The following is a 13,513-nucleotide window of genomic DNA, read 5'->3' as shown; positions in this document are numbered from 1 at the left end:
AAAAAATGGAAGATAGAATTGTTATAGCATCAGCTGCAAGAACAGCAGTAGGTAGTTTTGGAGGTCAATTTAAAAACACTCCAGCAGTAGAACTTGGAGTAGTAGCAGTAAAAGAAGCTCTTAAGAGAGCAAATGTAAAGCCTGATATGGTTGATGAAGCATACATTGGTAACGTACTTCAAGCAGCTCAAGGACAAAACGTGGCAAGACAAGTTGTTCTTGGAGCGGGTCTAGATATTGACACTCCAGCAGTTACAATTAACATTGTATGTGGATCAGGACTTCGTGCAGTAAGTTTAGCAGCTCAAGTTATCAAGGCTGGAGATGCAGAAATTGTACTTGCTGGTGGTACTGAATCAATGTCAATGGCACCTTATGCTCTTACTAATGAAAGATGGGGAGCAAGAATGGGCGACAAAAAAGTTGTTGACACAATGATTAAAGACGGTCTATGGGATGCTTTCAATGATTATCACATGGGTATTACTGCCGAAAATGTAGCTGAAAAATATGGAATAACAAGAGAAATGCAAGATGAACTTGCTGCAAGATCTCAAAATAATGCAGAAAGAGCAAAAAAAGAAGGAAGATTCAAAGACGAAATCGTTCCAGTTGAAATAAAAGACAGAAAAGGCAATGTAACAGTTATAGATACAGATGAATTTATAAGAGATGGCGTAACAGTAGAAAGTCTTGCAAAACTTAAACCAGCATTTAAAAAAGATGGTGGTACAGTTACTGCAGGTAATGCATCTGGAATCAACGATGGTGCAGCAATGCTTGTACTAATGAAAGAATCTAAGGCAAAAGAACTTGGAGTTACTCCTCTTGCATATATTATTTCTTATGCAACAGCAGGTGTTGACCCTAAGATTATGGGTACTGGACCTATTCCATCATCAACTAAAGCACTTGAAAAAGCAGGACTTAAAGCTGATGACCTTGATTTAATCGAAGCAAACGAAGCTTTCGCAGCTCAAGCTTGTGCAGTTAATAAAGAAATGGGCTTTGACATCAACAAAGTAAACGTAAATGGTGGAGCTATTGCAATTGGTCACCCTATTGGAGCAAGTGGAGCAAGAATTTTGACTACACTTTTATTTGAAATGCAAAAGAGAGATGCTAAGAAAGGCTTAGCAACACTTTGTATCGGCGGAGGAATGGGAACTGCTCTTATCGTTGGAAGGGACTAATGATGGAAAACAAATTTTTAATTGTAGAAAAAAAAGAGGATGGAATTATTCTATTAACACTTAACAGAGAAAAGAGCTTAAATGCTCTTAACTCAGAAATGTTAAAGGAACTTCATAGATTCTTTTCAGATGTAGAAGATGATGTAAGATGTATTATAGTAACTGGCGCAGGAAAATCCTTTGTAGCAGGTGCTGATATTGGAGAAATGGCTAACTTTACAGCAAGTGAAGCTTATGATTTCGCAAAGCTTGGAATGGATACTTTTATGGAAATTGAAAAATGTAGAGTTCCAGTAATAGCAGCAGTAAATGGATTTGCATTAGGTGGAGGATCTGAAATTGCCATAGCTTGTGATATTAGGCTTGCATCTACAAAGGCAAAATTTGGTCAACCTGAAGTAGGACTTGGAATTACACCTGGATTTGGAGGAACACAAAGACTTTCTAGGACAGTTGGACCAGGATATGCAAAAGAATTAATTTACACTACAGAAATGATAGGTGCAGACAAAGCTTTGGAAATAGGTCTTGTAAACCATGTTTATGAACCTGAAGAATTAATTGACAAAGCAATTGAAATGGCAAAAAGGATTTCTAGAAATGCACCTAAGGCAGTAGAATATTCTAAAGCATCAATAATAAATGGCTCACAAACAGATATAGACACGGCAATGCAAATCGAAAAAACTCACTTTGGCCTATGTTTTGCAACAAATGACCAAAAAGAAGGTATGAAGGCATTTTTAAATAAGGGAAAAACTGAATTTAAAGGAGAATAAGTGAATAAAATGAAAATAGCAGTAATTGGATCAGGTACTATGGGAGCTGGAATTGCTCAAGTTCTTGCACCATATCACAAAGTAGTTGTAAGGGATATTGCACCAGAAGCTCTTGAAAAAGCTATGGAAAGAATTAAAAAAGGTTATGAAAAAAATGTTGCTAAAGAAAGAATGACAAAGGAAGAAATGGAAACAGCTCTTTCAAATTTAACTACTTCATCTGATATTAAAGATGTAGCAGATTGTGACCTTATTATAGAAGCAGCAACAGAAAATCCTAAGATTAAAAAAGCAATTTTTACAGAACTTTGTGAAACTTGTGAAGAAAAGACAGTTCTCGCATCAAACACTTCATCTCTTTCAATAACTGACATAGGAGCAGCTACAAAAAGACCTGAAAAAGTAATTGGTATGCACTTCTTTAACCCAGTTCCAGCAATGAAACTTGTTGAAGTTATTTCTGGAAAGAAAACTGATCCAAAGGTTAAAGATATGATTATCGAACTTTCAAAAGAAATTGGAAAGACTCCAGTAGAAGTTGATGAAGCTCCTGGATTCGTAGTAAATAGAATTTTAATTCCTATGATCAACGAAGCAATTGGAATTTACGCTGAAGGAATTGCATCAGTAGAAGATATTGACACTGCAATGCAACTTGGTGCAAACCACCCAATGGGACCTCTAGCTCTTGGAGATTTAGTAGGACTTGATGTAGTTCTTGCAATTATGGAAGTTCTTTACACAGAATTTGGCGACCCTAAATACAGACCACATCCACTTCTTAAGAAAATGGTTAGAGCAGGTCTACTTGGAAGAAAAACTGGCGAAGGATTTTATAAATATTAATTCAATTATAAAAAAGTTGGAGGACGCGAAGTCCTCCTTTTTTGTTAGGGTTTTATTTTTTTAAAGTAAAGTTTTTATTTTTTACTGATTAAGGGATTTTATTTTTTAAATTCTTATCTACAAGAGATTTAAAAGTTCGCCAATGGAAGAGATTCTGTAATTTGCATCCTTTCCTTCTTCAGAATTGCCAAAGCCGTAGCTACAAAAAATACTCTTTAGATTATTTTTCCTGGCAGCTTCCATGTCATGGTGTCTGTCGCCTACAAATATAATCTCTTCGTTTATATTCTGCCTTTCTTTTTTGATGATTTCATCCTTTGGAATGAAGGCATAAGTTTCTGCCGCAAAACATTTTTTGAAATATTTTTTTATATTGTAGACATCAAGGGCAAGGTCCAAGTAAGACTCTCGACAGTTGGAGAGAATGTAGAGGTTGTAATTCTTGGAAAGCTCTTCTAAAACTTTTATAGTACCCTCATAAAGTTCCCCAACCCCATTTTTTATGTTTTCATCCATTTTTTTACCGACGAGTGCCATGACTTCTCTTTTTAAAGAGTCATCTGCACCATCTGCAATGAAGTCATAGGCAAAATTTGGTTTCTCGCCTAAAAATCTTGACACATTCTTTTCGTTTAATTCAAAATCTTTTGCAAAACCATGTTCTCTTAAAAATTCAACACCATAAGAAAAGGCTGGATAATAAATTTTTAGGGTGTTGTGAAGGGTGCCATCAAAGTCAAAAATTATGGAATTTACATTTTTAAGCTCATAATTTTTTAAATGTAAATTTTCTTTTGATTGCTTAGCCACGAATATCGCCTAGCAAATTTGCCATTTCGATTGCAGCAGTAGCAGCATCAAAGCCCTTGTTGCCAGCCTTCGTGCCTGCTCTTTCAATCGCTTGTTCAATATTTTCTGTTGTGATTACTCCGAAAATTATTGGCACGCCAGTTTCAAGTGATGAAGATGCAATTCCCTTTGCAACTTCTGCTGATACAAGTTCGTAGTGAGTAGTTGCGCCGCGAATTACTGCTCCAAGTGCTATCACTGCATCGTATCTTTTTGTCATGGCAAGAGATTTTGCTGCTAGGGGAATTTCAAAAGACCCTGGCACCCAAATTACTTCAATCTCCTCATCTTCTACGCCATGCCTCTTTAGTCCATCTATACATCCGTCTAAAAGTTTTGAAACTATAAACTCGTTAAATCTTGCCAAAACTATGGCGTATTTTTTTCCTTCAGATTTTAAATTTGCACTGTAAATTTTCATATTTCCTCCATTTATTTTTTTGTTAATTATTTTTTGCGATTAAATTTTCTAAAATTATTTACTAAATTCAGATAAGATATGATTCATCTTTTCTGCTTTTGTTCTCAAATAAAATTCATCATGCTTAGTTGAGTGAATTTCAATTGGAACTCTCTCTTTTATAATCATGCCAAATTCTTGAAGAGAGTAGACTTTGTCAGGGTTATTTGTAAGAAGTCGAAGTTCCTTTACTCCTAAATCTTGCAGGATTTGTGCGCCAGTGGAATAATCTCTGGCATCTTCTGGAAAGCCAAGAGCTAAATTTGCTTCAACTGTGTCCATGCCCTGATCTTGTAAGGCATAGGCACGAATTTTATTTACAAGACCAATGCCACGACCTTCTTGACGCATATAAAGTAAAATTCCTCTGCCTTCCTCGTCAATTTTTTTCATGGCAAGATGAAGCTGGTTGCCACAGTCGCATCTTGATGACCCGAAGCAGTCGCCAGTTAGACATTCAGAGTGAACTCGCGTAAGGACATCCATGCCGTCTCCAATTTCTCCTTTAACAAGGGCAATGTGGTGCTCGCCAGTAACCTTGTCGATGTAGGCGTGAGCCATAAAGTCACCAAACTTTGTAGGAAGTTTTGCCTCAGCAACTTTTTCTATGATTTTTTCATGTCTTTTTCTGTAAAGCAAAAGTTCTTCAGTTGTAGTAATTTTCATGTCCAACTTTTCTGCCAGCTTAAACAAATCTTCGCCACGCATCATGTGTCCATCATCTTGCATAATTTCGCAGCAGAGTCCAACTTCTTTTAATCCAGCAATTTTTAAAAGGTCAACAGTTGCTTCAGTGTGTCCACGTCTCACAAAAATTCCATCTTTTTTTGCTACAAGAGGGAACATGTGGCCTGGTCTTCTAAAATCCTCTGGCTTCGCATCGTCTTCAGTAAGTTTATTTGCAGTTAAGGCTCTTTCCCAAGCAGAAATTCCTGTAGTGGTGTCGATGTGGTCAACTGAAACTGTAAAGGCTGTTTCGTGATTGTCAGTGTTATCGGCAACCATTTGATCTAATTTAAGTTTTTCTGCATAAGATTTTGACATTGGCATGCAAATTAGTCCCTTGGCAAGAGATGCCATTGTATTTAAACTTTCGCCAGTTGCAAATTCTGCTGCTTGAATCATATCGCCTTCGTTTTCTCTGTCTGGTTCGTCTGTTACTATTATTATTTCGCCTTTTTTTAAGGCTTCAACAACTTCTTCGATTGTGTTTACTTTCATGTCTTCTCCTCTCAAATTTCTATATAAAATTTACTTAAAATCCATTTTCTAATAAAAAGTTTTTTGTTATTTTGCTTGTCTCTTTTGCATTGACAAAATTGTAAACATAGCGGCCAATAATATCTGTCTCAATATTTATTTTTTCTCCAAGCTTTTTACTTTCAAGATTTGTATCAGCTATGGTAGTTGGAATAATTGAGACTTCAAAATAATTTTCAGCAACTTTTGATACAGTAAGGCTGATACCGTCAAGAGCAATAGAGCCTTTCTCGGCAATGTATTTAAAATTATCTGAGTCGAATTTTATTCTATAGACAATTTCGTGGCCTCTCTTTAAAATATTTATGATTTTGCCAACTCCATCCACATGACCTTGGACTATGTGACCGTCAAGTCTTTTGGATGGGCTAAGGGCTCGCTCCAAGTTTAAAGCTTCGCCACTACTTAAATTTTTAAAGTTACTTGAATTTATAGTTTCAACCATGACTTCTGCCTTGTAAAATTCATCGCCAAGCTCTGTTACAGTTAGGCAGACACCGTTAGTGGCAATGGAGTCGCCCTTTTTTGTACCTTCCAAAACTTTTTTGCAGGAAATTTTTAGGGTGTAGAGGTCCTTTTCCTTTTTAATGCCAGCCAGTCTTCCAACTTCTTCTATTATTCCAGTAAAAATTTTAATCACACCTTCCAGTGACAAGTATGTCATCAAATAATTTTTCGCACTTCATGTCTTTTATTTTGATTGCGTCCTTTAGGGCATCAATTTCTAAATCTCCTATGGCATGGATACCCTTTGAGCCAAGTAAAATTGGCGCCATAAAAATATAAAATTTGTCTACTAAATTATTTTTTAGCATTTCTGCATTAAGAGTCTTTCCACCCTCAAGTAAGATTGAAGAGATGTTGTAGGTCTTTAATTTTTCCATTAAGTCTTTTAAATCAACTCTATTGTTTTTTTCGTCACAAATTAAAACTTCAACATTTTTCATTTCTTTTAGCTTTTCAAGTTTTTCCTTGTCGCAATTTTTTGTAGTTGCAATAATTGCTATTGAATCTAAATCCTCTGAAAGCATTTTAGCATTAAGGGGAATTCTAAGCCTTGAATCTGTTACAATCCTAATAGGGTTGACCTTGTATTTGCCATGACGAACATTTAATGTTGGATCATCAGCAAGGACTGTGCCAATGCCGACCATTATCCCATCAAGCTTGCCACGAAGTTCGTGAGAATAAGCTCTAGAAAAATCTGATGTAATCCATCTTGACTCGCCACTTTCTGTAGCAATTTTTCCGTCAAGAGACATGCCAGCCTTTAGGACAACAAAGGGTCTATTCTTTTTAATATAAGTAAAAAATCTCTCATTTAAGTTCAAACATTCTTCTTGGCAGACACCTTCAGTTATAGAAACTCCGGCATCCTCCAAAATTTTTATGCCGCCGCCAGAAACTTTGGGGAAGGGGTCACTTGTTCCAATAACAACTCTTGCTATTCCCTCTTCTACAATTCGATTGGCACAGGGTGGAGTCTTGCCAAAGTGAGAGCAGGGCTCCAAGTTTACATAAAGGGTTGAACCTTTCAAGTCATTGCCACGGCTTTTTGCATCTTCAATGGCATTTACCTCAGCGTGATTTTCGCCAAATTTTAAATGGGCGCCTTCGCCAATTATTTCCTCGTCTTTAACAATAACACAGCCAACAAGGGGATTGGTTTTTGTATGTCCAATGCCCTTTTCTGCAAGTTCCAGAGCACGGAGCATATAAAAGCTGTCGTTAAAATTTTCTATATACATAAAATCTCCTATAAAAAAAGAGCCCATGCAGGGCTCAAAAATTTAAAATTTATCTTCTTTCATCCAGACTATACTGTCGGTATTGGAATTGCACCAATTCAGCTTGCGCTCGCGGACTTTACCGCCGGTGAGGAATTGCACCTCGCCCTGAAGAGTTTTATTTACTTATAAGTTTATAATATCACTAGATTATAAAATGTCAAGAAAAGAAAAATCATTTTCCCGACTTGGAACTTTTAATAATTGCAAAGACATCTTTTAAGACTTTTTCCATTTCTCTGTCACTGTCAATAATATAATCTGCGTAAGAGTCTAAATTTTCTAATACAGAAAGCCTTTTTTCTATGACACTTTCATCTTCAGCTCTCTTAATCATTCTATTTTTCAAAACTTCCTTGGAGCATTTTAAATAAATTGAGAGGGAATTTTTAAATTCTTTTTTTATGGCATGGACGCCTTCTTTATCAACTATAATAACGCAGTCTCTCTCGTCATTATCATTTACTTCTAAATCTTTTTTTAAAGTTGAATAATAATTTCCTGCATAACAAGTTGAGCCAATAAATAAATTTTCATCTTCCATTTCTTTAAAATCTTTTATATCTATAAAGTTGTAATCGAGACCGTTAACCTCATTAGGACGAGGTGTTCTAGTTGTGTAAGTTATTATCTTATTTAAACCTTTTTTTGTAAGTTCATCTCTAAGGGTGCTCTTGCCAGAGCCTGAATGTCCAAGTATTAAGTAAATCATATTATCTCCTTTAAATTTATTATTACAAGTATAACACAAATATCAATTTACTTTACAAATTTTAATTTTTGAAGTAATATAAGGAAGATAAAATATTAGATGGAGGTCAAGATGAAACATTTAATAGAACCCTTGGATTTTACAATTGAAGAATACGAAGAAATTTTTAGACTGGTTGATGACATTATCGCAAATCCAAATGATTATTCTCATGTTTGCGACAATAAGTTATTGGCTAGTCTTTTTTTTGAGCCATCAACGAGAACTAGACTATCCTTTGAGACAGCAATGTTAAGACTTGGAGGAAGAGTAATTGGTTTTTCTGACGCAGGAGTTAGCTCTTCAACTAAGGGCGAAACTTTACTTGATACAATTAGAGTAATAGAAAACTATGCTGATATTTGTGCCATGAGACACCCTAAAGAGGGGGCAGCACTTCTTGCTTCAAAGGCAGTTACTAAAATGCCAATAATAAATGCAGGAGATGGAGGACACTTCCATCCAACTCAAACTCTTGCAGACTTAATAACAATTAGAAACTACAAAAAGACCTTTGACAACTTGACTGTTGGGCTTTGTGGAGATTTAAAATTTGGCAGGACTATTCACTCCCTTGTGAGAGCCTTAAACCGCTACAAAAATGTAAAATTTGTTTTTATTTCTCCAGATGAATTAAAAATGCCAGAGCCTTTTAAAAATTTCATTGACCAAGAAAATTATTTTGAGACAAGAGACCTCATGAGTGCTATAAGTGATTTAGACATACTCTATATGTCAAGAGTCCAAAAGGAAAGATTTGTATCATCAGACGAGTACGAAAGATTAAAGGACTACTATATACTAACAGAAGAAAAATTAAAATCTGCAAAAGAAGATATGTATATTCTTCATCCACTTCCTAGAGTAAATGAAATTGCACCAGAAGTAGATAATGACCCTCGTGCAGTTTATTTTGAGCAGACAAAATTTGGGATGTATGGCAGAATGGCACTTATTATAAAACTTTTGGAGGCTAACAAATGATAAATGTTTCAAAAATAAAAAAGGGAATTGTATTAGACCACATTGAGGCAGGCCGTGCTCATGTGCTTTATAAAGCATTGGAGCTGGAAAAAGTAACTGATGCAGTAGTTCTTATGCAAAATATTTTTTCAACTTCTATGGGGAAAAAAGATTTGATAAAAATAGAGACAGACTACAACTTGGACTTCACAGTCTTGGGACTCATTGCGCCACATACAACAGTGAACTTCATAGAAGATGGGGAGAGAGTAAAAAAAATTCGCATGGAATTACCTGAAGTTGTTGAAGGAGTTTTGAAGTGCAAAAATCCAAGATGCATAACAAATAGCGAAAGAGAAATTGCAGGGCACAAGTTTTATCTCTACAACAGAGACAAAAAGGAATACAAGTGCGAATACTGCGACACAGTTACCACTTATGGAGAATAAAATGGCAAAAATTTTAGAAAATATTGATGTATGCAAAGATTATTTCATACTTAGAACAGATTTTAAGGGAAAAATTTATCCGGGACAATTTTTTATGCTTAGAGCTTGGGAAAATTATCCCACACTTTCAAGACCAATTTCAGTTTATGATGTCACAGATGGAGTTGACTTCTTAGTAGAAAAAAGAGGTATAGGAACAGAAATACTTGAAAGATTAGAAGTTGGCGACGAGGTAAAACTATACGGTCCCTTTGGAAATACTTTTTACGCAAATGTTGAGGAAGTTGCCCTAGTTGGCGGTGGAGTTGGCGTGGCACCCTTCCACTATTTAATTAAGGAAATTCAAAAATTAAAACCAGAGTCAAAAATTACCCTATATATTGGAGAGAGAGAAGAGCTTGAACTTGAAAAAGCTTTTACAGATGTGTCTTGCGACATAAAAATAAAAAAAGGTGGCTTTATAACAGACATAATTGATTTTGAAAAGCACCAATTAATTTATGCTTGTGGACCAGAAATTATGATGAAAAAAGTTGTTGAACTTGCAAAATCTCATGACATAAAAACCTATGTGTCTCTGGAAAAGAGAATGGGCTGCGGAGTGGGAGCTTGTCTATCATGTTCTTGTGAGACAAAGGTTGGAAGAAAGAGATCTTGCAAGGAAGGGCCAATTTTTAAGGGGAGTGATTTAGTTGACTTCTAGAAGTGAAATAGATTTAGCAGGAATAAAATTAAAAAATCCAATAATTATGGCAAGTGGAACTTATGGATATGGCGAAGAATTTAAAAATTTCTACGATCCAAAAATTCTAGGAGGAATATCTTCCAAGGGAATAACTAGACACCCAAAAAAGGGAAATGAAGGCATAAGAATTTGGGAGACACCATCAGGAATATTAAATTCCATTGGACTTGAAAATCCAGGTGTTGAAGAATTTGTAAAAGAAAAAATTTTCTCAATGCAAGAACTTGGAACAGAAATTTTTGTAAATCTTGGCGGCAACACAATTGAAGAATATGTTGAATCTACAAAAATTTTAAATGATTATGAATTTGCAGCCATTGAATTAAATATTTCTTGCCCTAATGTAAAAGAAGGTGGCATGGCTTTTGGCATGGACAAGGATTCTGCAGCAAAAGTTGTTCGCCAAGTCATGAAAGTTACTAATAAAAAAGTTTTTGTAAAACTATCTCCCAATGCAGGAGACATTGTGGGAATAGCAAAGGCAGTTGAAGCAGAAGGTGCAACAGGTCTTTCACTTATAAATACAATTCTTGGCATGGCAATTGATCTTAATAGAGAAGAAATTGTCTTTAATAATACCTACGCAGGACTATCAGGACCAGCAGTAAAACCAATTGCACTAAGGATACTTCATCAAGTGGCAAAATCAGTTGACATTCCAATAATAGGCATGGGCGGCATCACATCTTATAAAGATGTCCTTGAATTTTTAATGGCGGGAGCTACTGCAGTAGAAATTGGAACTTATAATTTTATGAATCCCAAGGCAGGAGCAGAAATAATATCAGACCTTGAAAAATATTTAGAAGAAAAAATAAAAATATAAATGATTACATCAAAAAATTAGTGTAAATGTGAAGATAAATAAGAAATATATGCCATCTTTAAAAAGAAAACTAAAAAAATAAAAAAATATTTTGTGAATATAAATTAAAAAATATTTAGATTAAATATAGAAAAATTAAATAAAGAAAAATTAATCTCGGCTTTGGTCGAGATTTTTTTGTGGTTAAATGTATTTTACAAATTCACTTTAGCGTATTATAATCTTAATAAATAGTTTTGAATATAAGAAATTTTACAAAGGAGAAATAATGGATTATAGAAATGTATATAAGGAAACAATAAAGGCGAGAGAGCGAATTAGAGATTATGTTTATGAGACTCCTCTTATTAGGCTAAATTATATTTCTGAGATGTTAGGAACAAGTGTCTACGCAAAGTTAGAAAATTTGCAAAGGACAAATTCTTTTAAAATTAGGGGTGCATTAAATAAAATTAGAAAGCTTTCCCCCGAAGAGCTAGAAAAGGGTGTTGTCACTGCTTCTTCTGGAAATCATGGCAAGGGTATTGCTACTTGTGCTAAGATGCTTGGCATTCCTGCAAAGATTGTCTTGTCAGATACTTCTACTGAGTTAAAGAGACAAATGATAAGAGATCTTGGTGCTGAGGTTGTAATCTCGACAGTGGAAAAAAGATTTGAAGTTGCTAAGGAAATTTCTGAAAGGGAAGGTATGACTTTTATTCATCCTTTTGACGATTTAGACGTTTCTGAAGGTCAAGGGACTATTGCTGTTGAAATTTTAAATAAGATGGACCACTTGAAGATGATTGTTCCTATTGGTGGTGGCGGACTTGTTTCTGGCATTGTCATGTACACCAAGGGTGTCACTAGATGGGCTGAGGTTATTGGTGTTGAGCCAGAGAATGTGGCGAGATACACTATGTCTTTAAGAGAGGGAAGACCTACTGAAATAGAGAGAGGGAAAAGTCTTGCTGATGGTTTGATGTCAATTAAGCCTGGAGAAAATGTCTTTTCAATTGTGAGAGATTTAGTTGATGATGTTGTAACTTGCCAAGATAAATATATTAAAAAAGCTTTGAATTTGTTGTATAATAAAGAGAAATTAATTGTTGAACCATCATCTGCAATTGGTCTTGGAGCAATTTTAGAAGGAAAAATAAAATATAATGATAGAGACAAGCTAGTTCTCATCATCACAGGTGGTAATGTGGATGGAAGTACAATCGAAAAAATAATTAATTCATGAGGGAGGAAACTATGAGAAATTTTATTTGTAGTAAATTTAGTAAGGTTGCACCGTCAGGTATTAGAAAAATCAATGAAAAAACTATTCAAATGGAAAGAGAAGGAAAGAGAGTTTATCATTTTGAACTTGGTAGACCTGATTTTGATACTCCAAAGCTGGTAAAAGATGCAACTATAAAAAGCATTGAGAATGGCGATGTTTTTTACACTTCAAATTTTGGAATAATGGGATTAAGGGAAGCTGTTGCTGAAAAATTAAAAAAAGAAAATAATTTAGATTATTCTGCTAAGGAAGTTTTGATAACAGCAGGTGCAAGTGAAGCGATTTATGACACTTATTCATTAATTTTAGAGGAAGATGACGAAATTCTACTTCCAAATCCATGTTGGCCAAACTATATTAATGCGGCTCACATTATGAAGGCAGTTCCTGTTAGTTATAGTCTAGAGGAAGAAAATGATTTTCAAATTGATTTTGATGAGCTAGAAAAACTTGTTACAGAAAAAACTAAAGCTCTTGTAATCATTAATCCATCAAATCCAATAGGTTCTATGCTTACAAAGGAAACATTAGAAAAGCTTGCTAAATTTGCAAAAGAAAAAGACATACTTGTAATTTCTGATGAAATTTATGAGCAAATTGTTTATGGAAACAAGGAACACATCTCCATGGCATCAATTGATGGGATGAAAGAGAGAACTATTACTATAAATGGTTTTTCAAAAACTTATTCCATGACTGGTTTTCGTCTTGCATATATTGCAGCACCAGAAGAATATATTAGGGTTTTAAATACAATTCACCAACATAACACATCTTGTGCAACTTCTTTTGTTCAACACGCAGGTATTACTGCACTTAAAGAGGCAGAAGAAGATGTCAAGAAAATGGTTGAAGAGTATAAGAGAAGACGTGATTATATAGTGGAAAAAGTTAATTCTATTGATGGACTTAGTTTAAATAGTCCTGATGGAGCTTTTTATGCTTTTATAAACGTCAAAGGTGTTGGAGTTAGTGCAGAAGAATTTTGTGAATATCTTCTCGATGAAGAATGTGTTGCAGTAGTTCCTGGAAATATTTTCGGAAGTGCAGGGGAAAGATTTGTAAGACTTTCATACGCAAGCAGTTATGAAGATATTGTTGAAGGGCTAAATAGAATGGAAAAAGCTTGCAAGCATTTTATGAATAAATAGTATTTTTAGAATTTGAATGAAGGAATTTTTAATAATACTTTTAAATGTTTTAATTTTTGCTGCGGCGTCAATTTTACTTTCACGAAGTCAAAAAAGTGGCGATTTGATTTTAAGAATAATTTATTCAGTATCCCTAGTAAAGGCAGGGTTTAATATAGCAAAAGCATTAAAAAATGAGTAGGTTCAA

At 34.8% G+C, this 13,513-nt stretch carries 16 protein-coding genes and 1 riboswitch; of the genes, 10 read left to right on the top strand and 6 right to left on the bottom strand.

The features are described from left to right. Positions 1-5: 5 nt before the first annotated feature. The 3 genes from PTSHG_RS04070 to PTSHG_RS04060 are packed head-to-tail and all read left to right on the top strand — an operon-like array spanning position 6 to position 2,818. Complete coding sequence (locus PTSHG_RS04070) at positions 6-1,193, top strand: acetyl-CoA C-acetyltransferase (RefSeq protein ID WP_019107621.1); 1,188 nt, start codon at positions 6-8, stop codon at positions 1,191-1,193. 2 nt (positions 1,194-1,195) lie between these two features. Further along, complete coding sequence (locus tag PTSHG_RS04065) at positions 1,196-1,972, top strand: enoyl-CoA hydratase-related protein (RefSeq protein ID WP_026088838.1); 777 nt, start codon at positions 1,196-1,198, stop codon at positions 1,970-1,972. Positions 1,973-1,981: 9 nt separating this feature from the next. After that, positions 1,982-2,818, top strand: coding sequence for a 3-hydroxybutyryl-CoA dehydrogenase (locus tag PTSHG_RS04060; protein ID WP_026088837.1), 837 nt, complete (start codon positions 1,982-1,984; stop codon positions 2,816-2,818). Between the two features lie 117 nt (positions 2,819-2,935). Here the strand turns inward: PTSHG_RS04060 and PTSHG_RS04055 are convergent, their stop codons facing one another. From PTSHG_RS04055 to PTSHG_RS04030, 6 genes are all read right to left on the bottom strand, one after another. Beyond that, complete coding sequence (locus tag PTSHG_RS04055) at positions 2,936-3,628, bottom strand: HAD family hydrolase (protein ID WP_019107618.1); 693 nt, start codon at positions 3,626-3,628, stop codon at positions 2,936-2,938. Beyond that, positions 3,621-4,088 (bottom strand): 6,7-dimethyl-8-ribityllumazine synthase, encoded by a 468-nt coding sequence (gene ribH, locus PTSHG_RS04050; protein ID WP_019107617.1) that lies wholly within the window; start codon positions 4,086-4,088, stop codon positions 3,621-3,623. The genes PTSHG_RS04055 and ribH overlap by 8 nt, the downstream gene beginning before the upstream one ends. Before the next feature lie 54 nt (positions 4,089-4,142). Beyond that, positions 4,143-5,348, bottom strand: coding sequence for a bifunctional 3,4-dihydroxy-2-butanone-4-phosphate synthase/GTP cyclohydrolase II (locus PTSHG_RS04045; protein ID WP_019107616.1), 1,206 nt, complete (start codon positions 5,346-5,348; stop codon positions 4,143-4,145). A gap of 34 nt (positions 5,349-5,382) precedes the next feature. Next, complete coding sequence (locus PTSHG_RS04040; RefSeq protein ID WP_019107615.1) at positions 5,383-6,027, bottom strand: riboflavin synthase; 645 nt, start codon at positions 6,025-6,027, stop codon at positions 5,383-5,385. Next, the gene (gene ribD / locus PTSHG_RS04035) at positions 6,020-7,135 is read right to left on the bottom strand and encodes a bifunctional diaminohydroxyphosphoribosylaminopyrimidine deaminase/5-amino-6-(5-phosphoribosylamino)uracil reductase RibD (RefSeq protein WP_019107614.1); all 1,116 of its coding nucleotides are present in this window, start codon (positions 7,133-7,135) and stop codon (positions 6,020-6,022) included. Before ribD ends, PTSHG_RS04040 begins: the two co-directional genes overlap by 8 nt. Positions 7,136-7,182: 47 nt before the next feature. Further along, positions 7,183-7,294: riboswitch (FMN riboswitch) on the bottom strand. Between the two features lie 55 nt (positions 7,295-7,349). Next, positions 7,350-7,886 (bottom strand): guanylate kinase, encoded by a 537-nt coding sequence (locus tag PTSHG_RS04030; protein WP_019107613.1) that lies wholly within the window; start codon positions 7,884-7,886, stop codon positions 7,350-7,352. 111 nt (positions 7,887-7,997) lie between these two features. Here PTSHG_RS04030 and pyrB point away from each other — a divergent pair, with 111 nt between their 5' ends. The 7 genes from pyrB to PTSHG_RS09945 all read left to right on the top strand — a co-directional run bounded on the left by pyrB (position 7,998) and on the right by PTSHG_RS09945 (position 13,507). Further along, positions 7,998-8,909 carry an aspartate carbamoyltransferase gene (gene pyrB, locus PTSHG_RS04025; RefSeq protein ID WP_019107612.1) on the top strand — a complete coding sequence of 304 codons (912 nt, stop codon included), beginning with the start codon at positions 7,998-8,000 and terminating at the stop codon, positions 8,907-8,909. Then, complete coding sequence (locus PTSHG_RS04020) at positions 8,906-9,337, top strand: aspartate carbamoyltransferase regulatory subunit (RefSeq protein WP_019107611.1); 432 nt, start codon at positions 8,906-8,908, stop codon at positions 9,335-9,337. Before pyrB ends, PTSHG_RS04020 begins: the two co-directional genes overlap by 4 nt. A gap of 1 nt (position 9,338) precedes the next feature. After that, positions 9,339-10,040, top strand: coding sequence for a dihydroorotate dehydrogenase electron transfer subunit (locus PTSHG_RS04015; RefSeq protein WP_019107610.1), 702 nt, complete (start codon positions 9,339-9,341; stop codon positions 10,038-10,040). Continuing rightward, the gene (locus PTSHG_RS04010; RefSeq protein ID WP_019107609.1) at positions 10,030-10,908 is read left to right on the top strand and encodes a dihydroorotate dehydrogenase; all 879 of its coding nucleotides are present in this window, start codon (positions 10,030-10,032) and stop codon (positions 10,906-10,908) included. The genes PTSHG_RS04015 and PTSHG_RS04010 overlap by 11 nt, the downstream gene beginning before the upstream one ends. A gap of 268 nt (positions 10,909-11,176) precedes the next feature. Continuing rightward, positions 11,177-12,133, top strand: coding sequence for a threonine ammonia-lyase (locus PTSHG_RS04005; RefSeq protein ID WP_019107608.1), 957 nt, complete (start codon positions 11,177-11,179; stop codon positions 12,131-12,133). A gap of 11 nt (positions 12,134-12,144) precedes the next feature. Then, the gene (locus tag PTSHG_RS04000; RefSeq protein ID WP_019107607.1) at positions 12,145-13,326 is read left to right on the top strand and encodes a pyridoxal phosphate-dependent aminotransferase; all 1,182 of its coding nucleotides are present in this window, start codon (positions 12,145-12,147) and stop codon (positions 13,324-13,326) included. Positions 13,327-13,342: 16 nt separating this feature from the next. Continuing rightward, a complete protein-coding gene (locus tag PTSHG_RS09945) occupies positions 13,343-13,507 on the top strand; it encodes a hypothetical protein (protein WP_019107606.1) in 165 nt (54 codons plus the stop codon). Positions 13,508-13,513 lie beyond the last annotated feature (6 nt).

It is taken from the genome of Peptoniphilus senegalensis JC140, assembly GCF_000321025.1.
GTDB lineage: Bacteria > Bacillota > Clostridia > Tissierellales > Peptoniphilaceae > Peptoniphilus_A > Peptoniphilus_A senegalensis.
Note: the sequence above shows the minus strand (reverse complement) of the source record. Positions and strands in the feature narration are given on the sequence as shown.

Excerpts from the sequence above, each read along its gene's own strand:
- PTSHG_RS04070 (WP_019107621.1), top strand. The coding sequence starts at position 6 with ATGGAAGATAGAATTGTTATAGCATCAGCTGCAAGAACAGCAGTAGGT.
- PTSHG_RS04065 (WP_026088838.1), top strand. The coding sequence starts at position 1,196 with ATGGAAAACAAATTTTTAATTGTAGAAAAAAAAGAGGATGGAATTATT.
- PTSHG_RS04060 (WP_026088837.1), top strand. The coding sequence starts at position 1,982 with ATGAAAATAGCAGTAATTGGATCAGGTACTATGGGAGCTGGAATTGCT.
- ribH (WP_019107617.1), bottom strand. The coding sequence starts at position 4,088 with ATGAAAATTTACAGTGCAAATTTAAAATCTGAAGGAAAAAAATACGCC.
- PTSHG_RS04045 (WP_019107616.1), bottom strand. The coding sequence starts at position 5,348 with ATGAAAGTAAACACAATCGAAGAAGTTGTTGAAGCCTTAAAAAAAGGC.
- ribD (WP_019107614.1), bottom strand. The coding sequence starts at position 7,135 with ATGTATATAGAAAATTTTAACGACAGCTTTTATATGCTCCGTGCTCTG.
- PTSHG_RS04030 (WP_019107613.1), bottom strand. The coding sequence starts at position 7,886 with ATGATTTACTTAATACTTGGACATTCAGGCTCTGGCAAGAGCACCCTT.
- pyrB (WP_019107612.1), top strand. The coding sequence starts at position 7,998 with ATGAAACATTTAATAGAACCCTTGGATTTTACAATTGAAGAATACGAA.
- PTSHG_RS04020 (WP_019107611.1), top strand. The coding sequence starts at position 8,906 with ATGATAAATGTTTCAAAAATAAAAAAGGGAATTGTATTAGACCACATT.
- PTSHG_RS04015 (WP_019107610.1), top strand. The coding sequence starts at position 9,339 with ATGGCAAAAATTTTAGAAAATATTGATGTATGCAAAGATTATTTCATA.
- PTSHG_RS04005 (WP_019107608.1), top strand. The coding sequence starts at position 11,177 with ATGGATTATAGAAATGTATATAAGGAAACAATAAAGGCGAGAGAGCGA.
- PTSHG_RS04000 (WP_019107607.1), top strand. The coding sequence starts at position 12,145 with ATGAGAAATTTTATTTGTAGTAAATTTAGTAAGGTTGCACCGTCAGGT.
- PTSHG_RS09945 (WP_019107606.1), top strand. The coding sequence starts at position 13,343 with ATGAAGGAATTTTTAATAATACTTTTAAATGTTTTAATTTTTGCTGCG.